Genomic DNA, 25585 nt, shown 5'->3' on the forward strand with positions numbered 1-25585 from the left:
GATGACGACCTTTTTATTAAAAATATACAAAATTGAGAAGAAGAGATTTTTTATATATGACAGGTGTTGGCCTCGGTGCCAGCATGGTGCCCAATATACCTGCTTTTGGCAAAATAATTTCTGTTGAAGAATCTTTAACACCTGTTGATGTTGCACTAAAGAAAAAAATGGCCGATGTTGCGCTCAACGCTGCAAAAAGCAAAGGCGCAACTTATGCTGATGTACGTATAGGCCGGTATTTAAATCAGGTAGTGGCCACCAGAGAAACCAGGGTAGAAAACATCTCTAATTCCGAATCTTATGGTTTAGGTGTTCGTGTTATCGCCAATGGAAGCTGGGGTTTTGCGGCAACCAATAACCTGGATAATAGCAGTATTGCCAAAGCTGCCGAGGCTGCCGTAGCCATTGCAAAAGGAAATTCAAAACTGATGGATCAACCGGTCCAACTGGCCGCGCAAAAAGGATATGGCGACGTAAGCTGGAAAACACCAGTTGAAATTAATGCCTTTGAAGTACCTATTGCAGATAAAGTTGATCTCCTTCTAAAAGTAAATAGCGAGGCCATGAAAGGTGGGGCAAAGTACATCAGTTCCAACCTCTTTATGATTAATGAGCAGAAATACTTTGCTTCAACCGAAGGCTCCTATATCGATCAGGATATCCACAGGATATGGCCAACCTTTACCTTAACCAAAACGGATGCAGCAAGTGGCAAATTCGAAACCAGAAATGCCTTAAGCGCTCCAATGGGTATGGGTTTTGAATACCTGAAACCAAAAGACGAAGAAAAAATTAAAGGTGGCCCGGTTACGATGTACAAAAAGCGTTACGATATGCTGGAAGATGTACGCGAAGCCGCCGCACACGTTGACGAAAAGCTAAAAGCAAAACCCATCGCTCCAGGCAAATATGACCTGGTTTTAGACCCCTCTCACCTGTTTTTAACCATCCACGAATCTGTTGGTCACCCAACCGAATTAGACCGCGTTTTGGGTTACGAAGCCAATTATGCGGGCACCAGTTTCTTAACCCTGGATAAATGGGAAAGTAAAAAATTCAACTTCGGCAGCAAAGAGGTAAACATCATTGCCGATAAGCTCGAAGTTGGCTCCTTAGGTGCAGTAGGTTACGATGATGAAGGTGTAAAATGTGGGCAGTGGGATATCATTAAAGATGGGATTTTGGTGAATTACCAGACCATCCGCGACCAGGCGCATATTTTAGGATTGAAAGAATCGCAAGGCTGCTGTTATGCCGATAGCTGGGAAAGTATCCAGTTTCAAAGAATGCCAAATGTTTCACTGGCACCTGGGAATGCGGCTTTAAGTGCGGCTGATATGGTGAAAAATGTGGAGAAAGGCATTTACATGTTCGGGAGGAATTCCTATTCCATCGATCAGCAGCGATATAATTTCCAGTTCAGCGCACAGCTGGCTTACGAAATTAAAGAAGGTAAAATTGTTGGCATGCTTAAAGACGCGGCCTACCAGGCCAATACCCAGGAATTCTGGAACTCCTGCGTGCAACGTTGTGATAAAAACGATTACCGGCTAGGTGGTACATTTTCCGATGGAAAAGGCCAGCCCGGGCAAGTCAGTGCGGTTTCGCACGGAAGTGCCACCACCCGGTTTAATGGGGTTAACGTAATTAATACCGGCAGAAAGTTAGGCTAAAACTCGTCTTTTTGCTTCATCAACACCAAAGGACAAAGCTTAATAGATTTGTCCTTTGGTGTTTCTATACGAAGGCTTTTCACGCTGTCCAAAACGCTAATTAGCATAGATATTATTCAGATTTTCAGACCAATATAAATAAAACTACTATTTCTATAGATTTTATAGTAATTATTTTATACCTTTGTTTTATCTTATTCAAATAGCTGCTTTTAGGGGTATATAGAAGAGATTTATAGTCATGTGGCCGAGTGGTTAGGTAAAGGTCTGCAAAACCTGGTACGGCGGTTCGATTCCGTCCATGACGTCTAAACATTTTAATTGTTTAATACACTTATCAAGAAAGACGGAGGGAATGGCCCTTTGATGTCTTAGCAACCTGTTACCCTACAAGGTGCTAATTCCTTCTGCAATTGCAGAAAAGATGAGTTTGAACGCAGGTATTTACTGTATTCGACGGACGATCAATGGCTATCCTTTCTGAAACTTGTAATTAAAATTCATTCATATGTCGGTATATTTTGATTATCCATCGATCAGGGATTTTTTTGAGATCCATGGAAACACTTCGAAAGAAAAATTAGATGATTATGAAAATTGTAGGGCCGAATCAGATCGGCTTTACAATGAGCAGTTAAAGCAAACTGAAGAAGAAATTCATGATCAAGATGAACAAAATACAGACACTTGAAATCGATACAATCGCGCTTATCTATAAATTAAAAACCTAGCATGCATTCAGTAAACCATAAAATTCGAACGGTAATTAAAATATTTCTAATCACTTTAATTTTCTTTCATTTTCCCAATCAAAGCAGGGCGCAATCGAAAGATCCATCCCCCCTCAGTTTTCCTACGCCTAAAAATGTAGATCATATGTTATTTTACCTCCAGCGCGATCCAAATACCAATACCTTAATTTATGCCTTAAACCTCAAGGAAAACGGCAGCATTAATCCTGATGCGCCTATTCAGGTTTACTGGATCCGTTATGGTGAAAAAGGACAGAAAAAAGAACTCGGTTATATCCAACGAAAGTTCGCCTACGGCATCGATACGAAAGCGCTTGGAGCTGATAAATATGAATTTAGGTTTGTATCACATAAAAAACTGCCTTTTTACCTGCAAAAGTATAGCGATAAAAGTTACCATGTTTCGGTAACGATAAACAACCGGATAATCAGAGTTACGCGGTTGTTTATCAGGATTCAAGGCGGCAGCTTCTGGCTCCCGAATGTAAAATATGGCGAAATTGAAGGCATTGAAGAATCGACAGGAAAAGCTATTGTTGAGCGGATAAGCGTAAAATAATCGAAATATTATACTTCAATCATCAACACTGTCCATAACAATTATTTCGCCTCTCTTTTATTGTCTATCGCAGTGCCAAATGTTTTATCAAACTCTCCCTTTACCCATTGTACTTTTCCAAAATCTCGTATACCAGGCGCAATAATGTAATTTCCTGTTTGAGAATCCAGAATTACGACTAAATCACTCGCCCCTACCTGGGTGCGATATCTTCCAATACTCTGATCTTGTCCATTTTTAAAACTGATGGCGGTAAACATTAAGCCTGCGCCCAGAAATCCCAGCAAAAGGGATTTTGTGTCTAATGTAATTTTCATATCCTTAAGATTTATTTGTGTGTAAAATCAAGATAAGATTTTTCTACGAAAGACTAGGGTTACCGCTTCATTCTATCGGAAATATTGCAATTCATTTTGACCTGATCAGAAAACTAAATTACCATCATGAATTAAGCTTTTAACTGGTGATACTCTGGATACAGCCTCTGCAGAGCAACTGGCATCAACCAGTACCACATTCGCTTTATCCCCCGCTTTTGGCCACTGTTTTTTCCCTTTGTCATCCAAAGGAAGAATATTGCCGGTAGCCAGTTTCAGTATCCTAGAAAGTTCAAATTCTGTACGATAGCCGTAAATCTGGGCAGCGATATTGGCCTTTTGCAGAATGCTTCCAGTACCAAAAGTATTCCAATGATCGACAATACAATCATTACCTGCCACCACTTCTACACCATGTTTGTACAATGCGGGGATAGGCATCGGGTTACCAGAAAGCGGAATGGTTGAAGCTATTCCCATTTTTGCCGCACCAAGCTTTTCGGCTATTTCTTCCGTTTTGATTTTGTCGAGATACCGCAGTGCAAAAGCATGACTCACATAGGTTTTTCCTTTCAATGCCGGGTTTTCCATCACTTTATCAATCAGGTATTCGATTGTTTTTACACCCGATTCGCCCGATTCATGAAGATGGATATCTATCCCCTTTCCATGGTCCAGCGCCAGCTGTATCACAAAATCCATGTGTTTTTCAATGCCACCGTCAATAGAAGTCGGATCTAAACCCCCAATAAAATCGATATCCATTTGTGCAGCTTCCTTCAATAAATCTGCCGATTTGGTATAATAAATTCCATGTTGAGGAAAAGCCACAAGTTCTGCCTGAAATGATTTCTTTTTATGCAATAACGCGGTTTCTAAATGTTTCAGGGAATCTAATCCCGAGGTAGGATCAATATTTACATGCGAACGGGCGTAACTGGTTCCGTACGACTGGAGCAATTCAATCAATTTTTCGGATCGTGGTATAGAAGTTTTTAACAGCTCAGGGATGATCTGCTGTTCGAAAGCGATCATATCTTTCACTGATCTGTTTTTCTTCAAATGTGCCTGCCAGGGCAATCCATAATAGGTTTTATCCAGGTGGATGTGCATATCTCTGAAAGCAGGAAGCATTAACAATCCTTTTGCATCAATCGCTTTTGCCTGAGCATTATTGGGAAGCACATTCTTCACCTTACCATCTTCGATCTCGATGATAAAAAGATCGGTTTTTGTTTTGATTACTTCATCTTCATCATACTCAAATCCTGTTTCAAGCCTTACATTTTTTAGGGTCAGGGTTTTTCCAGCAAAATTACTTGCTACATTTTCTTCGGCAATTGCCTGTTCTGTTGATAGTAAACAACTACTGGCAAGCAAAATAGATGAGCTTTTAATAAAATCTTTTCTTGAGATCGAATTTGGGTTTATCATAACAGGATTTCTTTCCTACAAAAATAACGTTCTGTTATGTTTATGAATGGTAGGATTTATATTAAAAATTGTACGATTTATAACTACCTGTGTTCATTGATCGGTTTTTCAGGCTATATTTTGTGCAATTCATAACTGTTCGCGAAATGCGCGAGGTGTCATACGGGTTTGGTTTTTAAAGAATTTAGAAAAATAGGCCACATCATAAAAACCCAGATCGAAGGCAATGGCTTTAATGGGCCTTTCGGTGGTGAGTAAAATCCGTTTTGCTTCGAGGATTAAACGTTCGTGAATCAAGGCGGTAGCGGATACATGAAAATGCTTTTTGCAGAGCATGTTCAGGTAATTTGCCGAAATATTCAATTGATCGGCGTAAAATGCCACAAGTTTTTCCTTTTTATAATGCAGATCAATCAGCGAGCGGTATTTAAACAACACAGGTTTGCTTTGGTAAACCGTTTGGTTATTGAACAACGTTTCTGCTTCCTGACTAAGCATCAGGGCAATAAGCCTGATCCTGGTATTGATAATTTCCCAAAGTATCGCAGGTTTTGCGAGTTCCAATTTGATGCTCCGAAATTCGTGCAGGATTTTTCCGTAAGCTTCGGCACTTAAGTTGATAACCGGATAATTTTGATATAAGATCAATGAAAAACGTAAAGAATTGGCCAGCGTTTCGAATATGCTCCTACTAATCATAAGCTGATGGGCATGGGTTTCTTTCCCCAATTCCCATTTATGGATCTGTTCAGGAAACAATAAGTGCAACTGACCACCGGCAACCTGATGATCTGAAAAATCGATGGTATGCAGGCCACTTCCCTGCTCAAAAAGCATAAAAAGAAAAAAATCATGCTTGTGCGGTTTTTCGATATGCCTTTCCCCAATTATTTCATGATAAAGCAAATTATTTCCCGAATCTTCCCGGGGCCAAAATTCACTGATATCCAGTGTCGGAAAATTTGCAATCACATCCATCAACGAAAAATACCAATTTTGAATAGAAGTTACGAAAAAAGGAGATGGAAAATGAATGGAGCAACGTTATTAGTCAGGTTGCGAATGCTAAAATTAAAATAGAGGCTGTATCATAAGGTGTGGATTTACCGATCCTTCGACAGGCTCAGGATGACAATCTATTTATAATATAGCCTCACCAAAATGCAAGCCTGAAACTTGCAGCATAATTTTCATAGGTAGATGAAAAATTATTAATGGCTCATTTTAACAATGGCAAATACCACGCCGATCAAAAATGACAAAACGTAGTATGAAGCCGGAACGAGGATACTTCTGAATAACAATGCTTTTTTACTATAGTTAAATCCGGAAAAAAACTGATAATAAAACCAGATGCTATAAAAAAAGCCAAAAAAGCTCAATACTCCGAAATACAAAAATACCAGCACTTTGGTATTGGTGTAAAAAATGATCAGTGCAGCAACAAACAGGCCAATGATCAGTTCAACGATAATCCGGTTTGAATTTAGAACCAGGTGTTCGGAAAAATTAAGTTTCGCTTTTCTGAACCAGATAAAACTAAAAAAAGATTAAACAGGAATGGCAATAATGAGGACCAGCTTGGGATGACCAGAGATAAATTTTTCAAGATCATTCATCATCGATCTGCTTCCCTGAGGCATCAGATCAGACATATTGCCGTGTGTATACGGCGCAATAAGACCTGATACCGTCAGTATGAGCAGGATGAGCGTCACAAAACTAAAATACGGTACCCTTTTACCCTGAATAAATTCGCGGACACTGTGCCCTGGCCGGGTGAAAAGGCCTTTTAGGGTAAATAAGATGCCTTTATCTACATGCCAAACACCATGAATAAAATCATGTGCAAGGAAATGTTTAATGGAATAACGGTGTGTAGTAGATTTTTGTCCGCAGTTCGCACAATAATTCTGCGTAACCGGAGCAGCACAATTTAGACAATCAGTTAACATCGATAACTATTTTTTAGCGTCCCTGTTTTTAATTTCAGTATTAATCTGCCCCAGGCTAATAAAAGCCGGTAAAAAGGTTAGCGAACAACAAATAGGAACTATAATAAGCACTTTGGGCATTTTGGATGAGAAGGCAAGATAAAGTATGATCACACTGGCAGCAAGCAGCACCAGGCCTAGTCCAATCATCACGCCTTGCAAACTTTGCTTCTTTTTATATAATTCTTGTACAGATAATTCGGTAATCGGAATGGCCTTTTTCATATCGTTTGTGGTGATTTAACGTCGTTTGGTTATCGCAAAGAGCTATACAATTATTCCGCATGCCTCTTTTGCCGAACAAATATACAATATATCACCAATTGGTGACAAAAATATTTAAAATTGATTGTGTAATTTTCCAGCACGCTTATTTTTCATCATATGGAACAACAAACAGGGGTTAAATCCTTAAGAAACAAGGAAAAAAGTAAACAGAAATTTTTAGATGCGGTGGAGAAAATACTCCATACCAAAGGTTTCTCAGGTCTCAAGGTTAACGATATCGCACGCACTGCAGGCCTGGACAAAAAACTGATCTATAACTATTTTGGGGGAAAGGATGAACTCATTGATGAATATATCCGCTCGCAGGATTTCTGGAGCAATGTAAAAGATGAATCGGGAGGTACTATGTTGAATGATGGCGGAAAAGCATTTTCTAAAGCCATGTTGCGCTCCCAATTCGATTATGTTTTCAAAAATAAGGAGCTGCAGAAAATCCTGCTCTGGGGATTAATAGAGAACAGGAAATCGTTAAAAAAACTCGCAAATGACCGCGAAGAAAATGGTGCCCTCTTGTTTGAAAGCATTACCGATCCACATTTTAAGGAAAATGCGAAAAGATACCGGGCCATTATTGCGCTCCTGATATCGGGAATTTACTATTTAGACATTTACGCCACTACAAATGACTGCACTTTCTGCGGATTGGACGTAAAAAGTAAGGAAGGAAGATCGGAAATTGAAGATGCTATTTCGTTTTTGATTGATAAAACTTACGAGTAAAAATCTGGTTAACAAGGTGAATGTTTCGAAAAACTTTCTACCCTGTAGGTAATCATAATTGGAACTTTCAATATTTAAAAGATTTTTTTCCTTATGAAGCTCCATAGTGAGAGATCTTCGTACTGACAGTTTAATGGATAGTAGTTTTTTACCTATTTGTCTTTACAAAGCTATGAATATTGTGACGGCTTTCAATATATCGTCTGTTACTGAGATGCCAAACTATAGACACCTGAATTAATCACTTTAAATCGTTATCACTATACAAAAAAGACAAAAGACCTGACAGCACCTAGAGAAGTTATTATAGATCTAATATTGATATGGCATAGTTTTAGTGTATCTTTAAAAGATTCTTTATAATTTTAATAAAATTATAAAACGCTTTTGGACGAATTTAAAGAACTTACAATAGAATACTTAAGGGATTTCCTGAACAATAACGAACATAAATATCAAACGGCGCAACAACGACTGTGTTTTGCGATAATAAAGCGTATGTACAGGCGTGTATGTCAAGGATATAGATTTGGGCAAATTCGAATTTGTAGATATAAAAACATGGTAGTGGATGGAAATCATACCTATATTTCTTATTCCCTAGCTGGTATCTTGAATGATGAATCTGACTATACAAGTTCTCATTGTGACATGAAAAGGCATTATGGTACTGTTGAGATAGATGAAATACATGACTGGGATGATTTTACCGAACATGGCAGGAAATGTAAAAGTGATGAGCACTTAAATGAATTAACTAGAGTTATTAAAGTCATATGAAATTTTTCTTAGACATTGATGGTGTAATGGTTCACGCTAATCCACATCGTCCTGTAGAATTAGAGGATGATGGATTTTATAAATTCAATGCGCTCGCTGTAACCATTTTAAAATGTGTTCTTTATAAGACAAAGGATGAGGTAATTCTGTCTACATCACATAGGTTCAAATTTTCAACCCTAAGATGGAAAGAGATATTTGAATCTAGGGGCATAGAGATGAACCATATATCCATTATTCAGACCAGTTATTCTACTTCCACAAGAATCAATCGTAAAATGGAGATTGAACAATGGATTATGAAAAATAATATAAGGTATCAAGATTTGGTTATTATAGATGATGACAAATCACTAAATGACCTACCGAAGTCACTAAAAGACAGACTTGTACTAACTAATCCATATACTGGGCTTAGTGATATTAACGATTTGACATCTATTTTGAAGCGCAGGCTGAAGCAGCGCTTTGAAACACTAGAAAAAGCCAAGTAATCACTTGGCTTTTTTCATTTAAACAAATTAGTAGTAAGATCCATTTATGGGAGTAAATACTCTCTAACGTTATTTAATTTATTTAGCAACCGCCTTTGCGGGGGATACGTTTAAAAATCACTTTGCTATCTCGTTCTGCATATTCGCAGGATACTATCGGATAGGAATACTTAGGTGCGTACGATACGACATGGCTTCTTATTATTATTTTGTCGTTAACTTTCAGGCTATGCAATTGCTCCAGCTGAGATTTTTCCGGCTCAAATTTTACAATATAATCGTCACCATTAATCCTGGCCATAACACCGAAACCTAATCTTGATCCTGGCGGAAGAGAAAGCGAGGTTACCACAGCCTCCATATTGCTAAAAGCGCTGAGATGTTCCCTTATTTTAGCAGCACCGTTAAGCACTTTTTGCCCTCCGGGAGACGCTTCCCATGATTTGAACTTTATACCATCAGGACTAGCCTCCCACTTTTTCTTTTCGGCATTCCTTTCAGCAGCAGAAAGCGGCTTTGGCGATGGTTTATTAGTCGTTTCATTCTTGATTTCACGATTCGCAAATACTAGTCCGCTCACCACAACCAATGGTAATATCAGCGCATAAATTACTTTTTTCATCATTTTTATGGGTTTATTAAATTATATAAATTTTCTTGATCAGTCAGATCGGATAAGCCATCATTTATTTTTCATATGCGATCAAACTTGATTCAGTAAAATTACTTTGATATTTTTCGGCCTGCGTAACTTTTATTGTAAATAAAAATGTAAACTTTGTAAAATAAAATATTGACACTATGCATCTTAGTCGAAATCTACTATCCGGTAATAGCAAGTATCTATTTGGATTCATGCTTTTATGTATTGCTGTAATTTGCGCAGCCTTCAGTATAACCGGCAGTGACGATTTTGATATGGCCAGGAGAGAAGTTTTACTTCGCAGAATAGGACATGAACTCCTCTTACAGTCGGGCGACAGTACATCAAGGGTGCTGCCGGTAAAAAAGATCGCGGCAAATGAATACCAGGTTGGGTTTGAACATGCGCTAACTTTTCAACCAGGTGCGCTGGTGAATATTACCAGTCGCGTGCTGGCCAAAGACCCAATGGCAGATGATTATGTTGTTAAAGTGCTGAATTGTGGCAATTCCAGTGTAGCTTACAGCTATGCGATATCCCAAAATAAAAAAGATGATATTGTAACATGCCTGGGAAGAAAGCAACCCAAAGCATGTTACATGATCAATATTAAATTCAAACCTACCGGCATAATCACCGCAAAGAATGGGTATTTGCTGGGCAGTCTGCCATTTTTAGCATTTATTGGTTTTATTTTTTTGAGATCTGTTAAGCCGCGAAGAACTATATCGGATGATGATCAGCATTCAGATATAATTACCTTGGGTTCAGTTTTGTTTGATGCGAAAAACCGTAAGCTTATCTTAAATGGAAAACCAACAGACTTAACCGGAACTGAAACCCGTTTAATGCTCATTTTTGCACTGTCGCCTAACGAAACCATCGCTCGAAACCGACTACAAAAAGAGATATGGGAAGATGAAGGGGTGATCGTGGGACGTAGTCTGGATATGTTCATATCAAAACTTAGAAAAAAACTGGAGCCCGATCCCAATATCAACATTGTTGTGATACGGGGCAAAGGATACAGGCTTGAAATTGGCGTTTAGGATTAATCTTCCTGCTGAGAACTTGTTCTAAAAAACAAAACCCTCTCTACGCAATGTAAAGAGGGTTTGTACCCAGCGCCGGAGTCGAACCGGCACGGTTTCCCACAGGTGTTTGAGACCAGCGCGTCTACCAATTCCGCCAGCTGGGCATTTGCTTATTCAGCGGGATGCAAATGTATAAATTAAGCAATTCATTCGCAAATTTTATTTGCTTCTTTTTATTTTTAATCTGATTTAAGAGGATACCTTCAGTTTAACAGATTATCTAATAACAACTGATTCAATTGTTTAACTTCTTTTTTAGTCATTTCCATATTCATTGGCAGATAAACTAAATTTTGAAGTGTTAGCTCATTTGAGGTTTTTGACAACAAACTGGTGAAACCGATCTTAACTAAACTGGAGGCTTTTGACGTGGCATCGAATCCTTTTGCCCTTAATTTATCGATTAACAGTGATGGATTAGCCACCACGATCGGGATTACCCAATGTGTATGCCTTAGGTTTCCACCTCCAATAATATTTCGCGAATCTACATCCTGCAATAATTGATTTGCCAGGATCTTTCTTTTATGAATATGAGCTTGATTAAAATTACTCAATTTATGCTGCAACATCCGCAAATTAGCATAACATGGTCTGTATTTAATTTTCTTCATTACATCCGCACCTGGAAAACCTCTTGTAAAACCCGTAATAAAAGCATCAAAGTCTTTACCAAATTGCCTGCAAAGCCAATAAGCCAGGGTAAATAGCCATCTTGCGGTTAGGATGTTAATCAGGGTAGCAATGATTATTTTTTTGAAGTATCGATTACCTTTTTGTACCGGCAGCCTGTTGTTTAATGTTTTTACCGCAGCAAATAGTTCTTCATTTCGAATACAAAGTATCGCGCCGCTTAAAGCGGTATTCGTCTTAATTAGTCCGAAACTGAACAATACTACATCTGATTTCACATTACCCTCATAAACTCCGTCATAAGCTTGTGCACAATCCTCTACTACGATCAGGTTATGCAGTTTGGCTACGTGAAGCAGTGCTTCAGTATCCATTATGGCACCAAATAAATGGGTAATTAGCAGCAGTTTCGTTTTGGGCGTAACAGCAGCCGCTATCTGCTCAGTGGATAGGCCAAGCGTGTTTTTATCTATAGCTAGAGGTACCACTTTTAGCTGATGGGCAGCGATAATGGCAAACATATCCGGGATGTTAATATCTGCAACCAGTATTTCGTCACCAGGCTCAAGATTTAGTGAGTCTAATACGAGATGTAAGCCTGTACGAACAGAGAGACAAGGCAACTGCCCTTCAGAGAAAAAGAGCTGTTCTTTTTTAAAACCGCAAGCACTGCCTATACAGTATAATGCACCCTTAAAAAGTTCGGTAAAACGAATATCTAACCTACCCCTGGCGATCATTTGTCAAACACATATAACCCTAAGGTAAGTAATTTGTGTAATGGACAATTAGTTTAGTGCTTTTTCGTCTTTTAGCTTTCGGTCGACGATAAAAGGTGCGAAAGGAAGTAAAGAAGCCAGGAAAATTAAAACAGCTTTGCCAAACTTCCATTTTTGCTCTTGCCAGGCCAAAATTAAGGTAGCGGCATACAATACAAATAACAAACCGTGTGCCCATCCGGTATACTTTACATACAAAGGAAGATCTGCGAAGTATTTTAAAGGCATGGCTACAAATAATAAAAGCAGGTAGGATATTCCTTCTGCTACGGCTACTTTACGGAAAATAGAAAGGGAGCTATTCATTGATCTGATTGTTTGCTCCGAAAGTAGAACAAAGCTTTTACCTGTCAAAAACTAAAAAATGATTTTACAATCCGCTGTTGTTATTTGCCACGGAAACACTGAACAAAGAGATAGCGATTACAAGCTCAGGCACCTAGCGTTTTGCATCATTATCTTCGGACCTCCGACTCCCGTCTTCGGACTTAATTCTATTTCACCAATCGTTCTCTAATCCGATCGATATACTTTTGTCGGTAAAAATTATCTTTTATAGCAGGCAACAGTGCATCTGATTCTTGAGGGTTGCTGTCGAACTGACTCATCAGATCCTTTAGTTCATCGGCTAAATCCTTTTCTATCACTTCAACATCGCGTTTGACCTGTGCGCTCTTTTCGGCATCTGGCTCAAATTCCAAATCCATTAAAGCCTCGTTAATATCCATCATTTCCATCAGAAAAGATTGTGGCAATTGATAAGCTTCATCAGCTTCTACAATCCCTTTTAATTCCAGTACGTATTTTAAGCGTTTCTTAGCATTGCTTAGTGTTTGATAGGCCTTGTTGTTCAGCGTTGACAGATTAAGCACTTCCTGCTGCTTCTCTTCGCTTTCATTGGCATAAAAATCGGGGTGAAACTGTTTGCTTAAAGCATAAAACTTTGCTTTTACCGCATTCTGATCTGGATTAAACAGAATCGGTAACTCGTAAAAATCGAAATAATTAGTATCTGATGCTACAACACTCATGATGTATTAAATTAAAAAGCCGCAGATGTACAGATCCGAATGGTCAAATCTGCGCATCTGCGGCAATGATATAAATTTGGTTTTACTTACCGAAGGATTTTAGAATATCATTACCAAAAGCAAACACCATCAAACAGATTAAGATTACAAAACCTACAATCTGTGCTTTTTCCAGCACTTTTTCGCTTACCGGCTTACGTTGTACCATTTCGATCAAAAGAAACACGACGTGACCTCCATCTAAGCCTGGAATAGGCAATAAATTCATGAAGGCCAGGGCCATCGAAATCAAACCTGTTAAAGTCCAGAATTTAACCCAGTCGAAAGTACTGCCATAAACCTTTGCAATCCCAATCGGGCTGCTGATATTACGTGCACTTAACTTTCCGGTTATCATTTTACCAATACCTTTTGCATTATCTACAAAAGTGCTCCATGCCATGCTGGCGCCAACTGGTAACGACTCTATGAAGCCAAAATCTACATGTGCAGTTTCTGGCATCTTCAGGTTAGGGATAATACCAATTGTCCCCTCTTTACTTACTTTAAGGTCGAATGTTACCTCCTTACCTTTGCGCAATGCTTTAACGGTAATAGGTTTTAACTTATTTGTAGAAACCTCTTCTTTAAACTGATCGAAGAAAGTAATCTGCTTACCATTAACGGCTAAAATACTATCGCCGGGTTTAATACCTGCGGCATAAGCCGGATATACCGGTTTCTCGAACTTTCTGCCAAACAGTTTATCAAAAAATGATGGTTTATCAGCCTTTTCATCAGGTGCACTGACCTTATCAACACGCTCCATGATATATCGCGGCGTGATGAAATTCTCTTTATCGTTCTTCGATATTTTATTTAAAATGGTATCGGGAACAGAGATGTAAAGGGTTTTATTCTCTCTTAAGATGGTTAATTGTGCACCATCAAACAATACTTTGCTCGATATCGCATCTTCAAAACGGATTAATTTATTGCCATTGATAGCCAAAATTTTATCTCCATTTTTTAAACCGATTTCTTTACCAATTGCACCTACAGAAATACCATTGTTTAGCTTGCCATTAACGGTATAATTTTGTCCGATGTTGAAGGTTAACATCCAGAAGATAAAAATACCTACAATCACATTAACAATAATACCACCTAACATCACGATTAAACGTTGCCAGGCTGGTTTAGAACGGAATTCCCAGGGTTGAGCAGGTTGAGCCATTTGCTCTGTGTCCATACTCTCATCAATCATTCCGGCTATTTTCACATAACCACCAAGTGGTAACCATCCCACTCCATATTCAACATCACCTTTTTTGAAACTAAAAAGCTTGAAACCCCATGCATCAAAAAATAAATAAAACTTTTCTACTTTAATACCAAATGCTCTGGCTGCCAGGAAATGCCCTAATTCGTGTAATATTACCAATAAAGACAATCCGAGCAGCAGCTGCCCCGCCATAATCAATCCATTCATATTTTCTTATAAAATTTTTATGTTAGATGTTAAACTATACTTTTTGTTACTAATTCGCCGGCTAAGATACGGCTATGTTTGTCAGTTTCTAAATAATCACTCAATTGAGGTTTTTCAATAAAACTGATTTCTTCCATACACTGTTCTATAACCTCACTCATCTGCAGAAAACCAATTTTATCCTTCAAAAATGCATCTACAACAATTTCATTCGCCGCATTTAAAATACATGGCATATTCCCCCCTTTTCGCAAAGAAGTGAATGCCAGATTTAAATTCCTGAATGTTTCCATGTCGGCCTTTTGAAAGCTAAAGTTTGGATAATCTAAGAAGTTAAAACGCTTAAAATTGTTTTTTAGCCTATCGGGATAATTTAAAGCATACTGAATGGGCAGTTTCATATCCGGAACGCCCATCTGCGCCTTCATGGAGCCATCGGTAAACTGAACAATTGAATGAATGATAGACTGCGGGTGAACAATCACATCAATCTGATCTACATCCAGGTTAAATAACCACTTTGCCTCAATTACTTCCAAACCTTTATTCATTAGGGATGCGGAATCGATCGTGATTTTTGCGCCCATCACCCAGTTGGGATGTTTTAAAGCCTGCTCCTTTTTTACTGTAGATAAGAAATCTTTTGTTTTGCCTAGAAATGGCCCGCCAGAAGCTGTTAAATAAATTTTCTCGATTTCATTCTGCTCCTCACCCACCAGACATTGAAATATGGCCGAATGCTCCGAATCGACTGGTAAAATTTCAACCTGATGTTCTGTTGCCAGTTGTGTAATTAGTTCACCAGCAACCACTAAGGTTTCTTTGTTGGCCAAAGCAATATTTTTTCCTGCCTTAATAGCAGCAATAGTAGGCTTTAGTCCTACCGAGCCCATTAATGCGGTCAACACGACATCGCTGTCACCATAAGCCGCAACTTCTGATAAAGCATCTTCACCCGCTAAAACTTTAATATCAAAAGCAGATAAAGCATTTTTTACTTCATTGTACTTGTTTTCATCACAGATCACAACAATAGCTGGTTTAAATTCCTTTGCCTGTTGAATCAGTAATTCCGAATTCTTTAATGCAGATAGGACAACAACTTTAAATGTTGAGGGATGATCCCTTACCACTTCCAGTGCTTGTGTACCTACACTTCCTGTAGAACCTAATATGGTTATTCTTCTTACAGATTGCTGTATTGTTATATTGCTCAATTGTTTTCTTTCTCTCGTACTAAAAATTTAATTGCTTTAGTAGCTTTTAATTAAATCTTCAATTTTTCATTTGTAAATTTTATTAGTTGATGAATTTCTTTCGGCAAAGTTTCCAAAGTTGCAAAAATCTTTGAATATGCTTCTTCATTCACCAACTTTCTAACTCTTGCTTTTTCGTTCCAGTCTAGGCATTCCTTAACCGAACCAAAGCTATAATAATAAAACTTGACCTTATCTTTTTTATGATATCGGCCAAAACCTTCAGCAATATTAGCTGAAATCGAATCAAGAGCATCAACAAACTGCTGCCCGACGGTATATTTTGCAAAGCTTTCCCAACCAGATACCAAATCCCATACAAAATTGCTCAGATGAAAGGATTTTGTATAAGCCGTTATCTGATTTAATTGTAAATAATTCCTTTCCATTTATTGACGAATTTTATTACTAACAATTTAGCAATTTTCATGTAGCTCACGCTAAACAATTCAACAATATTCTATCTGCCATGCTTAAAACTCATTGCTTAGTAATGCAGCAATTAAACAATATACCTTTCCAAAGCGTCAGCCAGCTTCCTATCATTGCTCAAACGCGGTACTTTATTCTGTCCGCCTAACTTTCCTTCACTTTTCATGTAGTTTACAAAAGCCTCTTTTTGCAAAGTACGTATAATCAACGGCTGGAGGATGTTTCCTTCAATCAGGTCAAAGTAATAAATATTTTTCTTTTGCAAAGCCTCATCTACCTTTTTGCTAAAAGCAGCCATATCTTTTGGGGCAGATGAAAATTCGACAAACCATTCGTGATAAGGCAATTGTCCGGCATCTGGGTTAACCTGAGGCGCAACGGTAAATTCGGTAATTTCGACCTGTTCTTCGTTGGCTACACTCAAAATCGCCTGCTCTACCTCTTCTCCTATTACGTGTTCGCCAAAAGCAGAAATAAAATGTTTTATCCGTCCGGTGACTACGATTTTGTAAGGATTTTTTGAAACAAATTTCACGGTATCGCCAATACTATAACCCCACAAACCTGCATTGGTATTTAAAATCAGGGCATAATTCGTATCTAGTTCTACCTCCCCCAGCGATAATCTGGTTGGCTTATCATTGTAGTATTCATCTGCCGGAACAAATTCGTAAAAAATCCCTGCATCAGCCAATAACAATAGTCCTTTATCTTGCTGCGAATCCTGATAGGCGATAAAGCCTTCTGAAGCCGGGTAAGTTTCGATAGCATCGATCTTTTTACCGATACTCTGTTCAATTTTTGCCCGGTAAGGTTCAAAATTTACACCACCATAAATAAACAGGCTAAAATTTCTGAATATTTCAGCGATTTTCTTTCCGCCCGATTTCTCCGAAAGTTTATCGAAATACATTTGTACCCAGGGCGGGATGCCCGAAATCAAAGTCATGTTTTCATTGATGGTTTCCTCAACAATGGCATCAACTTTTTGTTCCCAATCTTCGATAATGTTGGTTTCGTAAGAAGGTAATCGGTTCTTTTGCAGATAGGCTGGCACATGGTGTGCTACTATGCCTGATAAACGCCCTACATTGATTCCATGTTTTACACTTAAAACCGGACTCCCTTGCAGAAAAATCATCTTTCCGTTTACAAAATCGGCCTTACCTGTTTCATTAATATAAGTTAAAATGGCATTCCGGGCAGCTTTTATGTGCTCGGGCATCGATTCTTTAGATAATGGAATGTATTTTACCCCCGAAGTGGTACCTGAGGTTTTGGCAAAATAAAGCGGCTTTCCTTTCCAAAGCACATCAGCTTCACCTGCTACTACACGGTCTACATAAGGTTTTAATCCTTCATAATCCTGAACCGGAACATGTTTTTTAAAATCGGCATAGGTTTTAATCTCAGCGAAATGATGGTCTTTCCCAAAAGCAGTATGCTTAGCTTCGTCAACCAGCTTCCTTAATATTTTATGCTGAGCATTAACGGCATTATTTTTCCATTTGTTAATCTGCCAAACCGCAAATGCCGCAAAGGGTTTACTTAGTGCTGCTTTAAGCCCCCAACCCCCTGAAGGAGACTTTCCCTTTCTACCGTTCTTTTCTTTTTCCATAAATTTAAATCTGATTTTTAACTCCCCTTCAGGGGCTGGGGGTTAAACGATATTATGTAAAATATCCGGATGCTCATCGCCTTTATATTCGCTCGAAATTTTTCGGTATGCAACCGTTAAGGCTACACTCGATAACGGAACGATGATAAATGAACTTAAAATATTTACAATAAAGGCGATTAATGGCCATTGCAGGTAGTTGAGCAATAGATAAATTAAATATCCGCCTCCTAAAACGACCAATAACAATAAAATTTTGGTGAAATTTCCTTTAGTAGTAGCCAAACTCAATTTGATCGAATCGAATGGCGTTGCACCTTTATCAATGATAAAAAACGGGAAGAATGAAATTCTTAACCAGGTGATAAAAATCGCAATAATTCCTACTGAAATGGCTACGTTTTTAACAATGGTTACATTAATTCCTGTATAAATAAAAGGAAAAGCAACCAGAATTACCACCAGGTAAACACCAAGGATACAGGCCACAAAATAAAGGGTAGCAAGCAAGAATCTAATAATCTGTTGTCTGGTTGGAAGCGTATCCACGATTTTAACGTCGTTTTCTTCATCGTCCATTAAATGGAAAATATATTTAAACAGCGAAAGGTTGATGGTAAAGTAGAGCAAAACGAAAATAATCACCATTATAACGCTTAAAGCTTTGCTTACGTCTTTAATAAAAAAGGCCATTAAGCTCGATGCACTTGCAGTGATAAACATCAAAAAACATAGCGTAGCAATCGAGAAATAGTGTTTCTTGGTAATGCTCCATGCCTTTTGAATTACATCATTAACGGCGAACGTACTTTCTTTTAGATAATTTATCATTGTTGTTTGAATACCACACGTTTAAATAAATCCTGTATAAATCCTAAACCATAAGCAGTTAACTGGATAAATGAAGATATAATGCTCAAAAATGCAACTTTTAACGATTTATTTACAGACCATGAATGAAAAAATATCAACATAAAGTAAATCAATAAGAAGAAGTTACAAACATATGCCAATGGAGGATATATAAAGTTACATAAAATAGTAAAACCAAAACCCAATGTGAACAAGGCTGGAAAAAAGTGTACGAGTTTTAATTCTTTTGGGAAATGTTTGTAAATATTGATCCTTGCTCTCCCGAAAAAATGTAATTGTTTGTAAAACTGACTGAAGCTTGTCCGGCGCTTATGGTAAACCTTTGCATCTGGGATCAAACCAATCTTGAAACCGTTCTCGTGGATGCGGATACTATATTCAATATCTTCACCCAATCTGGTTAAAATAAAGCCTCCTACCTTCTCCCAGGCCTGGCGTGAAACCCCCATGTTAAAACTACGTGGATGAAATTGTCCTACGTGTTGCTTGTTTCCACGGATACCACCAGTGGTGAAAGGCGAAGTCATGGCATAACTGATGGCTTTTTGTACAGGCGTGAAACTGTCATGTGCAGCGTCAGGACCTCCGTAAGCATCTAAATGATGCTCGTACAAATAGTTTTTAACTGTTTCGAGGTAATTTGCAGGAATTAAACAATCTGAATCGAAAATAACAAAGTAATCACCAGTAGCCCTTTCGAAACCAAAATTACGGGCAAAACCTTGTCCGGCGTTTTCCTTAAAGTAATATTTAATATCCAGTTTATCAGCATAAGAGGCAACAATAGCCTTTGCATCGTTTTTCGAACCATCTTCAATAACCAAAACCTCAAACTGTAAATAAGTTTGTTTGGTTAGGGTGTTTAATAGTTCGTCAATTTCCTGAGGACGATTGTAAAGTGGAATGATGATGGAGAAAAACATGCTTTTAAAGGTAAAAGGCAGAAGGTAAAAGGTTGAGGGTTTATGGCGTATAAAACCTTACGCCTTAAACCTTTTGCCTTATACCCTCTTCTCGATTAAATATTGATTTCTTTCTGGCGCGTTACGCGATAATAATTCGGCAATAAAACCTGCCAGGAACATCTGCGAACCTACTACAATGGCAACCAGTGATAAATAAAACAAGGGCTGATCGGTTACATCACGGTAAGCCTGGCCTTGCCATATCAAATATTTCTTTTCGAATAAAATATATAGCGCCATGATGATGCCGATAAAGAAACTTAAAACGCCTAATGAACCAAAAAAGTGCATCGGGCGCTTGCCGAATTTACCCACAAAGAAAATAGAGAGTAAATCTAAAAATCCGTTTATAAACCTGCTGAAGCCAAATTTGGTTGTGCCATATTTACGTGCACGGTGTTCTACCACCTGCTCGGCTATTTTACTAAATCCGGCCCATTTAGCAATTACCGGGATATAACGGTGCATTTCGCCATAAACTTCGATCGTTTTGATTACATCGCTACGGTAAGCTTTCAACCCGCAGTTAAAATCGTTCAGTTCTATGCCGCTCATTTTGCGCGTAGCGGCGTTGAACAATTTAGTCGGGATAGTTTTTGTGATCGGATCGTAACGTTTCTTTTTCCAACCTGAGATGATATCAAGTTTTTCTTCTTTTATCCGGCGGTACAATTCAGGAATTTCATCCGGACTATCCTGCAGGTCAGCATCCATGGTAATGACCACATCGCCCTGAGTAGCTTCGAAACCAACATTTAAGGCTGCAGATTTACCGTAGTTCCTCCTAAATTTAATGCCTTTTATTGCAGGGTTTTGAAGTCTTAAATCTTCAATCACCTCCCATGATCTATCGGTACTACCATCATCAACCAAAATAATTTCGTAACTGAAATTATTGGCAATCATCACTTTATCAATCCAGGCCGTTAATTCCGGCAAAGATTCATCTTCATTAAATAAGGGTACTACAACTGATATATCCATTTTTGAGTATTATCGTCATTGCGAGGAGGAACGACGAAGCAATCTATTATAAGATTGCTACACCCCTATGCGCTTTCCGCGCTTCGTTCGCAATGACGCATTATTAAAAACGTGCAAATTTCATCAAATTAAATGATAAAACCTGCACGTTCAAAATTTTATAAAGGAAATTAAGATTCTTTCGGGAACGAGTCGAATACAACAGGTTGTTTTTTCTTCAAGATAGCGGAAAGGATTAAAGAAAGAACGCCATATAATGCCAGTGAAACTCCAAAACTGGTGAAGATGTTTTTAAAAGTAGGCTCAAGTTTCTCCTGCATATTGCCACCTTTAGCTATTGCCTCATCAATTTGTTCACTAGCCATTCCAAATTTTTCCATCATTGCCCGCTGTGCACTTTCAATTGCAGCAGCAGCCTTTTGCGGAAGATCGGGATCAATAAATTTCATGAGTATCACATTGTAAAGTGTTGCGGTTAAGGCCAGAATAAGGGAGATGATTAAAAATGCTTTAAAAGCTTCTCCAAACGTCCAAAACCCACCTATTTCTTTGCGGATATTTATGCCCACCACTACTAATAGTGCTATGAATAAAACGAATATACCTATCTGAGCCACAAAACTTGTGTAAATCAATACCGGATCTATAAAATGCAGGGTTAACGATACAATTATCGAAACCGCAGCGAGCATTAATCCATTTTTAATAGCTAATTTGGAAATAAGAGCACTTTTGTCCATAATTTTAAATTTTAGTTTAATTATTAATTGTTGTAATTAATATATAAGTAGCAGAATCGAACGATTTGTTACTACTATACTGAATTATTTCTTTAGTTGTTTCTGCACTTCCCTCAACATCAAGGAAAAAGATCATAAAAGGTACAAATAATTCTTGCATTTCTTCACTGACATTCAACTTCGCTGCTGTTTTGCAGATTTCTTCCACGCTAGTTTCTGCCAATTGCTGGTTGCTGATCAGTTCTTCATAAATTTCGAATTCATCCTGAAACTCATCGTCTTCTACCAATAAAAACTCCTTTAGGAAATCGCCCAACTCAGGATCCAAATCTTCGTCCTTACACTCTTTAATGTAAAGCAAAAGATTTAACAATTCCGTACCTCTGTCAATGGTTTCTTCTTCAATATTCGCCCACTCATCACTTTCTAAATAGTCGTCTTCCAGTTTCTGCACATCACTGCTAAAGAAATTCACCATCAATAAATCGAAAAATACTTCGCGTAATTCTTCAAATTTCGGATGAGAATCGAAAACAGCATCAAAAGCAGTAGCCTTATCTAAAAAGTTAACATCAAGTTCAAAAGCAGCCAATAATTCTGTTTCAAAACCGTCTACATTGGTAGCCGAAACTTCAGCGTACTTATTAATGGCTGCACTTAGTGCTTTTTTTACTCTGTTATCCATAGGATCAATATTTTTAGTATTTAAGGATTATTACATCAATAGTCATGCTGTCCCGAAACTTCGGGTTCAGCATTTATAAGTTATTTTTAACTAATTCTCCCAGTACTGATTATTGTTATAAACCAATTTTACTTTTCCCGTTAGTTCTGTATTTATTAACGGACTATTTGCCGATTTTGAATGGTTATTTGCGGCATTGTATAACCATTTTTCTGTTGCGTTAAAAACAGTAAAGTTGGCTTCAGCGCCTTCTTCGACTAGCGGAACAGCTAAATTTAACAATTTACGTGGATTAATAGCCAATTTCTCCGCAATTAAAGTGATATCCAATCCGGCCTTTAATAACAATGGCAATACAGTTTGCAAAGCAATAATGCCATAGTGGGCAATTTCGAACTCTACATTTTTAAATTCGATTTCCTCCGGACGGTGCTGTGAAGTAATGGCATCGATGGTTCCATCTTTTAAACCAGCCAATAATGCCTTTACATCTGCTTTTCCACGCAGTGGTGGCTTAACCTTGTAGTTGCTATCAAAATCGTTTAAAAGTTCTTCTGTAAACACCAGGTGATGCGCTGTTACATCGCAGGAAACCTGAATGCCATCTTTCTTTGCCTTACGGATCAAAGCCACAGCCCCTGCAGTTGAAATATTACTGATGTGGATTTTGGTTTCATTATAAGAAGCCAGGAAAATATCGCGGGCGATGTGCATTTCTTCGGCCAATGCAGGTAAACCTTTCATGCCCAAGAGAACAGAGTTTTTACTTTCGTTAATCTGAGATTTGCCAGCTATCGATTTATTTTCGGGATAAACCATTAAAAGTGCATCGAAACCTTTGGCATATTGTAAAGCACGACTCATAAAACCATCATCCTGCAAAGCCCTATCCCCATCAGAGAAAGCTACTGCACCAGCCTGTTGCATATCGAAAAGTTCGGCAAGTTCTTTCGCTTCGCGGTTCTGGCTTATGGCCCCAACTGGCAACACATCAACCAAATTGTTTTTGGCCCTATTGATAATGTATTCTACTTGGGATTTTGACTGTACAACCGGACTGGTTTGCGGCAATAAAGCTAAACCTGTAAAACCACCAGCTTTTGCCGTTGCCGTTAACGTTTGAATATCTTCCTTAGTTTCGAAACCTGGATCGCCGGCTACGCAGTTTAAATCGAAAAAACCTGGCGTTAAAAAAGCACCCTGAGCATCAAAAACAGTTTCGTTTTTATCGGCAGTTAATTTACCTATGTTTTTAATTTTACCATTATCTACCCGAACATCGCATTGCTGGTTATTAAATTTACTTTGCGGATCGGCAATGGTTACATTTTTAACTAGGAGATTCATATTGTTTTTTTTGTGTTGTTAAAAAATCGGATGAGCAAAATTTCTGCTGCAATAAAAATCAGCGACAAAATTAGACAAAGTTTCCATAAAGTCTGCCCGATTTTATCGGTGCCCGCAATTAATTTAACAGCATCTTTATCGGTATCGAAAACTTTGAGGTTACTTTTGTCAGCCAACTGATCGAGTTCGGTTTTGCTTAAATAATGCATATCAGATTCTGTTCTGCCATTATTGAAACTATAAACGGCAAGCAGGGAATCTGCAAGCTTCAGGTTATAAAAGCCTGCACTTTTTATCTGATCGGCAATGTAAATCAATGTTTTTCCATCTGCCTGTCGGATTTCAGGAATGGCCTCAAAACGATCGGCTGTTATTTTTAAGCTTTGGTTTTTACCAAGTGTGATCTTTTTACTCGCTAAGGCATTATCATTGCCAAGATTGTAGTATAATGGAGTTTCATTTCCACCACTAAGTGCAATACGGTAGATTAAGGGTACAAAAACCGGATGACGGGCCAAATTCCCATCACTTGTATTTAATCCTGAAGCTGATAAATAAACCTGTCCGTTCCCGACCCCATATTTAGAGAAAAAAGGCTTCCTGCCCGGCAATAGCATAATATCCTCCCTGGCCGAGATATTTTTTTCTACAAATGAATAGTAGCGCGAAACAGCTGGTAAATCTAAATTTTTAGGTATTTCTTCAAAAACGGTCTTGAAAATGGGATTTTGCAGGTCAATCTGGTCAACCTTGCTTGCTGAGGTATTTAGTGTTTGAATGGCAGGGAGTGACAATCCACCTAAAAACGAATTGTAAGTTTGAATATCGGCATCTAAATCAGGGAAAAGCACCACCGTACCACCTGCATTCAGATAGGTTTTTAGCTGCTGCGCCAAACCTGTTGACGGATTTTTTAATCCGTTTAACACAATCAGCCCATAACTGGCAAAATTGCTATAATTTACATTACTCTCGGCATTTTCAGTAAGTTTATAATAAGGGTCGGCTGCAAACAATGCTTTAATATAATTACCGGCATTAGTGCCATTGACGCTTAAAACCGGGAAGCTTTCATCTACTTTAAAACTGAAAGAAAGTGTATCATCAAAAGTCACCGGAAAATCTTTAATGCTGATCACGCCTTTTTGCCATCCTGCGCTCAGTCCCGAAAAGTTCAAGGTATCCTTAACTGTTTTACCGCCCGGAATCGTTACTGCCCCTAATCCCTTTTGCTGATTATTGATACTCAGCTTTAAGGGAATATTTTTCGCTTCTTCTTCTGAGTAATTTTTTAACTGTACGACTAATCGTTCATTCGCACCTGGTTGATGATTCGGGGAAAGCGTCCAAACACTATCTACAGCAATATTGGGCAGCGTATTGGCATTCAGTTTCAAAAATGAATATTGAATGTCGGCTTTTGTATCGAGTTTATTGGTGGTTGAAATATTCTTTTGAAAATCGGAGATCAAAAAGCTATACTTATTTGCAGAACCGGTTAAAATATTGCCCTGTCTGTTTAGTATCTGTTGCAGGTTTCGGTTTGCTGCAGAGATTTTAACATCATCAAGCGCTTTTAAAAACGCTTCTTCATTTAACAGGCGTTGATGCTTTCCTTCAAAATTATTGGTTAATAACTGAAAACGATCGTTCATACCGAAACCTTTAACCAGTTCTTTTGCCCTGCGCTTGGCTTCATCGAGCAGGTTGCCATCTTTATTAATGGCTTCCATACTGTAAGAATTATCGATATAAATGCTTACTATATTGTTTAAAGCCGTCGTTTTTTGGTTGTGCACCGGGATGTAGGGCTGGGCAAATGCCAGCACCAAAAAGATAATCGCCAAAATCCGCGACAACAGTATGAGCAGGTTTTTAAGTTTTTCTTTAGAAGAGTTTTGTTGCTCAACTTCTTTTAAAAGCTGAACATTAGAGAAATAAACCTTTTTAAACTTCCTGAAATTGAATAAATGAATGATAACCGGGATGGCAACCGATATTAGTGCGAAAAGAAAGCCCGGAT

27 protein-coding genes, 2 tRNA genes and 1 riboswitch are annotated in these 25585 nt (G+C 38.2%); of the genes, 8 read left to right on the plus strand and 21 right to left on the minus strand.

Annotated elements, in window-relative coordinates:
- The first annotated feature begins 32 nt into the window (after positions 1 to 32).
- The 4 genes from AC07YT_RS23320 (at position 33) to AC07YT_RS23335 (ending at position 2984) form a co-directional block, all read left to right on the plus strand.
- Positions 33 to 1673 (plus strand): TldD/PmbA family protein, encoded by a 1641-nt coding sequence (locus AC07YT_RS23320; protein ID WP_086545318.1) that lies wholly within the window; start codon positions 33 to 35, stop codon positions 1671 to 1673.
- Positions 1674 to 1910: 237 nt separating this feature from the next.
- Positions 1911 to 1981 (plus strand) — tRNA-Cys (locus tag AC07YT_RS23325).
- A 23-nt stretch (positions 1982 to 2004) separates the two neighbouring features.
- Positions 2005 to 2104: riboswitch (SAM riboswitch) on the plus strand.
- 77 nt (positions 2105 to 2181) lie between these two features.
- Positions 2182 to 2364 carry a hypothetical protein gene (locus tag AC07YT_RS23330; protein WP_086545317.1) on the plus strand — a complete coding sequence of 61 codons (183 nt, stop codon included), beginning with the start codon at positions 2182 to 2184 and terminating at the stop codon, positions 2362 to 2364.
- Positions 2365 to 2549: 185 nt separating this feature from the next.
- Positions 2550 to 2984 carry a DUF4833 domain-containing protein gene (locus AC07YT_RS23335; protein WP_494945550.1) on the plus strand — a complete coding sequence of 145 codons (435 nt, stop codon included), beginning with the start codon at positions 2550 to 2552 and terminating at the stop codon, positions 2982 to 2984.
- Between the two features lie 41 nt (positions 2985 to 3025).
- Here AC07YT_RS23335 and AC07YT_RS23340 read toward each other — a convergent pair whose 3' ends face one another.
- From AC07YT_RS23340 to AC07YT_RS23360, 5 genes are all read right to left on the minus strand, one after another.
- On the minus strand, positions 3026 to 3301 hold the full coding sequence (locus AC07YT_RS23340) for a hypothetical protein (protein ID WP_086545315.1): 276 nt from the start codon (positions 3299 to 3301) through the stop codon (positions 3026 to 3028).
- 105 nt (positions 3302 to 3406) lie between these two features.
- Positions 3407 to 4735: an amidohydrolase gene (locus AC07YT_RS23345; RefSeq protein WP_086545314.1), complete on the minus strand. Its 1329-nt coding sequence runs from the start codon at positions 4733 to 4735 to the stop codon at positions 3407 to 3409.
- 129 nt (positions 4736 to 4864) lie between these two features.
- Positions 4865 to 5713: an AraC family transcriptional regulator gene (locus AC07YT_RS23350; protein WP_086545313.1), complete on the minus strand. Its 849-nt coding sequence runs from the start codon at positions 5711 to 5713 to the stop codon at positions 4865 to 4867.
- A gap of 572 nt (positions 5714 to 6285) precedes the next feature.
- Entirely contained in the window at positions 6286 to 6690 is a 405-nt protein-coding gene (locus AC07YT_RS23355) for a DUF3667 domain-containing protein (RefSeq protein WP_494945551.1), read from the minus strand.
- Positions 6691 to 6696: 6 nt separating this feature from the next.
- On the minus strand, positions 6697 to 6954 hold the full coding sequence (locus AC07YT_RS23360) for a hypothetical protein (RefSeq protein ID WP_086545312.1): 258 nt from the start codon (positions 6952 to 6954) through the stop codon (positions 6697 to 6699).
- Positions 6955 to 7113: 159 nt separating this feature from the next.
- On the opposite strand from AC07YT_RS23360, the gene AC07YT_RS23365 reads away from it, so the two are divergent.
- The 3 genes from AC07YT_RS23365 (at position 7114) to AC07YT_RS23375 (ending at position 9011) form a co-directional block, all read left to right on the plus strand.
- Positions 7114 to 7737 (plus strand): TetR/AcrR family transcriptional regulator, encoded by a 624-nt coding sequence (locus AC07YT_RS23365; protein ID WP_086545311.1) that lies wholly within the window; start codon positions 7114 to 7116, stop codon positions 7735 to 7737.
- A gap of 387 nt (positions 7738 to 8124) precedes the next feature.
- Positions 8125 to 8517, plus strand: coding sequence for a hypothetical protein (locus AC07YT_RS23370; RefSeq protein ID WP_086545310.1), 393 nt, complete (start codon positions 8125 to 8127; stop codon positions 8515 to 8517).
- Positions 8514 to 9011 (plus strand): HAD domain-containing protein, encoded by a 498-nt coding sequence (locus AC07YT_RS23375; RefSeq protein WP_086545309.1) that lies wholly within the window; start codon positions 8514 to 8516, stop codon positions 9009 to 9011. The genes AC07YT_RS23370 and AC07YT_RS23375 overlap by 4 nt, the downstream gene beginning before the upstream one ends.
- A gap of 82 nt (positions 9012 to 9093) precedes the next feature.
- On the opposite strand, the gene AC07YT_RS23380 is transcribed toward AC07YT_RS23375, so the two are convergent.
- Entirely contained in the window at positions 9094 to 9636 is a 543-nt protein-coding gene (locus AC07YT_RS23380; protein WP_494945552.1) for a hypothetical protein, read from the minus strand.
- A gap of 230 nt (positions 9637 to 9866) precedes the next feature.
- On the opposite strand from AC07YT_RS23380, the gene AC07YT_RS23385 reads away from it, so the two are divergent.
- The gene (locus AC07YT_RS23385) at positions 9867 to 10703 is read left to right on the plus strand and encodes a winged helix-turn-helix domain-containing protein (RefSeq protein WP_494945553.1); all 837 of its coding nucleotides are present in this window, start codon (positions 9867 to 9869) and stop codon (positions 10701 to 10703) included.
- Positions 10704 to 10772: 69 nt separating this feature from the next.
- Here AC07YT_RS23385 and AC07YT_RS23390 read toward each other — a convergent pair.
- From AC07YT_RS23390 to AC07YT_RS23460, 15 genes are all read right to left on the minus strand, one after another.
- A tRNA-Leu gene (locus AC07YT_RS23390) sits at positions 10773 to 10852 on the minus strand.
- Between the two features lie 99 nt (positions 10853 to 10951).
- A complete protein-coding gene (locus AC07YT_RS23395; RefSeq protein WP_086545307.1) occupies positions 10952 to 12121 on the minus strand; it encodes an aminotransferase class V-fold PLP-dependent enzyme in 1170 nt (389 codons plus the stop codon).
- Between the two features lie 48 nt (positions 12122 to 12169).
- Complete coding sequence (locus AC07YT_RS23400; protein ID WP_086545306.1) at positions 12170 to 12466, minus strand: DUF3817 domain-containing protein; 297 nt, start codon at positions 12464 to 12466, stop codon at positions 12170 to 12172.
- Between the two features lie 188 nt (positions 12467 to 12654).
- Positions 12655 to 13191 carry a Fe-S protein assembly co-chaperone HscB gene (gene hscB / locus AC07YT_RS23405; RefSeq protein WP_086545305.1) on the minus strand — a complete coding sequence of 179 codons (537 nt, stop codon included), beginning with the start codon at positions 13189 to 13191 and terminating at the stop codon, positions 12655 to 12657.
- 82 nt (positions 13192 to 13273) lie between these two features.
- Positions 13274 to 14662: an RIP metalloprotease RseP gene (gene rseP / locus AC07YT_RS23410; protein ID WP_086545304.1), complete on the minus strand. Its 1389-nt coding sequence runs from the start codon at positions 14660 to 14662 to the stop codon at positions 13274 to 13276.
- 29 nt (positions 14663 to 14691) lie between these two features.
- On the minus strand, positions 14692 to 15879 hold the full coding sequence (locus AC07YT_RS23415) for a 1-deoxy-D-xylulose-5-phosphate reductoisomerase (RefSeq protein WP_494945554.1): 1188 nt from the start codon (positions 15877 to 15879) through the stop codon (positions 14692 to 14694).
- 50 nt (positions 15880 to 15929) lie between these two features.
- Positions 15930 to 16307, minus strand: a complete 378-nt coding sequence (locus AC07YT_RS23420; RefSeq protein WP_086545303.1) for a four helix bundle protein — start codon at positions 16305 to 16307, stop codon at positions 15930 to 15932.
- A gap of 113 nt (positions 16308 to 16420) precedes the next feature.
- A complete protein-coding gene (locus AC07YT_RS23425) occupies positions 16421 to 17968 on the minus strand; it encodes a GH3 auxin-responsive promoter family protein (protein ID WP_086545302.1) in 1548 nt (515 codons plus the stop codon).
- Positions 17969 to 18010: 42 nt separating this feature from the next.
- Positions 18011 to 18799 carry a hypothetical protein gene (locus AC07YT_RS23430; protein WP_086545301.1) on the minus strand — a complete coding sequence of 263 codons (789 nt, stop codon included), beginning with the start codon at positions 18797 to 18799 and terminating at the stop codon, positions 18011 to 18013.
- Positions 18796 to 19764, minus strand: coding sequence for a glycosyltransferase family 2 protein (locus AC07YT_RS23435; RefSeq protein WP_086545300.1), 969 nt, complete (start codon positions 19762 to 19764; stop codon positions 18796 to 18798). The genes AC07YT_RS23430 and AC07YT_RS23435 overlap by 4 nt, the downstream gene beginning before the upstream one ends.
- Positions 19765 to 19842: 78 nt before the next feature.
- Entirely contained in the window at positions 19843 to 20790 is a 948-nt protein-coding gene (locus AC07YT_RS23440; protein ID WP_086545299.1) for a glycosyltransferase family 2 protein, read from the minus strand.
- Positions 20791 to 20960: 170 nt separating this feature from the next.
- Positions 20961 to 21530, minus strand: a complete 570-nt coding sequence (locus tag AC07YT_RS23445; protein WP_086545298.1) for a DUF4199 domain-containing protein — start codon at positions 21528 to 21530, stop codon at positions 20961 to 20963.
- A gap of 16 nt (positions 21531 to 21546) precedes the next feature.
- Positions 21547 to 22215, minus strand: coding sequence for a hypothetical protein (locus AC07YT_RS23450; RefSeq protein WP_086545297.1), 669 nt, complete (start codon positions 22213 to 22215; stop codon positions 21547 to 21549).
- 90 nt (positions 22216 to 22305) lie between these two features.
- Positions 22306 to 23562: a dihydroorotase gene (locus AC07YT_RS23455; RefSeq protein WP_086545296.1), complete on the minus strand. Its 1257-nt coding sequence runs from the start codon at positions 23560 to 23562 to the stop codon at positions 22306 to 22308.
- Positions 23559 to 25585: BatA domain-containing protein (locus AC07YT_RS23460; RefSeq protein WP_494945555.1), on the minus strand; the 2027-nt coding region annotated here is incomplete at its 5' end. The genes AC07YT_RS23460 and AC07YT_RS23455, both read right to left, overlap by 4 nt.

This window comes from Pedobacter sp. GW460-11-11-14-TSB4 (genome assembly GCF_059423705.1).

Excerpts from the sequence above, each read along its gene's own strand:
- AC07YT_RS23330 (WP_086545317.1), top strand. The coding sequence starts at position 2,182 with ATGTCGGTATATTTTGATTATCCATCGATCAGGGATTTTTTTGAGATC.
- AC07YT_RS23335 (WP_494945550.1), top strand. The coding sequence starts at position 2,550 with ATGTTATTTTACCTCCAGCGCGATCCAAATACCAATACCTTAATTTAT.
- AC07YT_RS23340 (WP_086545315.1), bottom strand. The coding sequence starts at position 3,301 with ATGAAAATTACATTAGACACAAAATCCCTTTTGCTGGGATTTCTGGGC.
- AC07YT_RS23345 (WP_086545314.1), bottom strand. The coding sequence starts at position 4,735 with ATGATAAACCCAAATTCGATCTCAAGAAAAGATTTTATTAAAAGCTCA.
- AC07YT_RS23350 (WP_086545313.1), bottom strand. The coding sequence starts at position 5,713 with ATGGATGTGATTGCAAATTTTCCGACACTGGATATCAGTGAATTTTGG.
- AC07YT_RS23355 (WP_494945551.1), bottom strand. The coding sequence starts at position 6,690 with ATGTTAACTGATTGTCTAAATTGTGCTGCTCCGGTTACGCAGAATTAT.
- AC07YT_RS23360 (WP_086545312.1), bottom strand. The coding sequence starts at position 6,954 with ATGAAAAAGGCCATTCCGATTACCGAATTATCTGTACAAGAATTATAT.
- AC07YT_RS23365 (WP_086545311.1), top strand. The coding sequence starts at position 7,114 with ATGGAACAACAAACAGGGGTTAAATCCTTAAGAAACAAGGAAAAAAGT.
- AC07YT_RS23375 (WP_086545309.1), top strand. The coding sequence starts at position 8,514 with ATGAAATTTTTCTTAGACATTGATGGTGTAATGGTTCACGCTAATCCA.
- AC07YT_RS23380 (WP_494945552.1), bottom strand. The coding sequence starts at position 9,636 with ATGATGAAAAAAGTAATTTATGCGCTGATATTACCATTGGTTGTGGTG.
- AC07YT_RS23385 (WP_494945553.1), top strand. The coding sequence starts at position 9,867 with ATGCTTTTATGTATTGCTGTAATTTGCGCAGCCTTCAGTATAACCGGC.
- AC07YT_RS23395 (WP_086545307.1), bottom strand. The coding sequence starts at position 12,121 with ATGATCGCCAGGGGTAGGTTAGATATTCGTTTTACCGAACTTTTTAAG.
- AC07YT_RS23400 (WP_086545306.1), bottom strand. The coding sequence starts at position 12,466 with ATGAATAGCTCCCTTTCTATTTTCCGTAAAGTAGCCGTAGCAGAAGGA.
- hscB (WP_086545305.1), bottom strand. The coding sequence starts at position 13,191 with ATGAGTGTTGTAGCATCAGATACTAATTATTTCGATTTTTACGAGTTA.
- rseP (WP_086545304.1), bottom strand. The coding sequence starts at position 14,662 with ATGAATGGATTGATTATGGCGGGGCAGCTGCTGCTCGGATTGTCTTTA.
- AC07YT_RS23420 (WP_086545303.1), bottom strand. The coding sequence starts at position 16,307 with ATGGAAAGGAATTATTTACAATTAAATCAGATAACGGCTTATACAAAA.
- AC07YT_RS23425 (WP_086545302.1), bottom strand. The coding sequence starts at position 17,968 with ATGGAAAAAGAAAAGAACGGTAGAAAGGGAAAGTCTCCTTCAGGGGGT.
- AC07YT_RS23430 (WP_086545301.1), bottom strand. The coding sequence starts at position 18,799 with ATGATAAATTATCTAAAAGAAAGTACGTTCGCCGTTAATGATGTAATT.
- AC07YT_RS23435 (WP_086545300.1), bottom strand. The coding sequence starts at position 19,764 with ATGTTTTTCTCCATCATCATTCCACTTTACAATCGTCCTCAGGAAATT.
- AC07YT_RS23440 (WP_086545299.1), bottom strand. The coding sequence starts at position 20,790 with ATGGATATATCAGTTGTAGTACCCTTATTTAATGAAGATGAATCTTTG.
- AC07YT_RS23445 (WP_086545298.1), bottom strand. The coding sequence starts at position 21,530 with ATGGACAAAAGTGCTCTTATTTCCAAATTAGCTATTAAAAATGGATTA.
- AC07YT_RS23450 (WP_086545297.1), bottom strand. The coding sequence starts at position 22,215 with ATGGATAACAGAGTAAAAAAAGCACTAAGTGCAGCCATTAATAAGTAC.
- AC07YT_RS23455 (WP_086545296.1), bottom strand. The coding sequence starts at position 23,562 with ATGAATCTCCTAGTTAAAAATGTAACCATTGCCGATCCGCAAAGTAAA.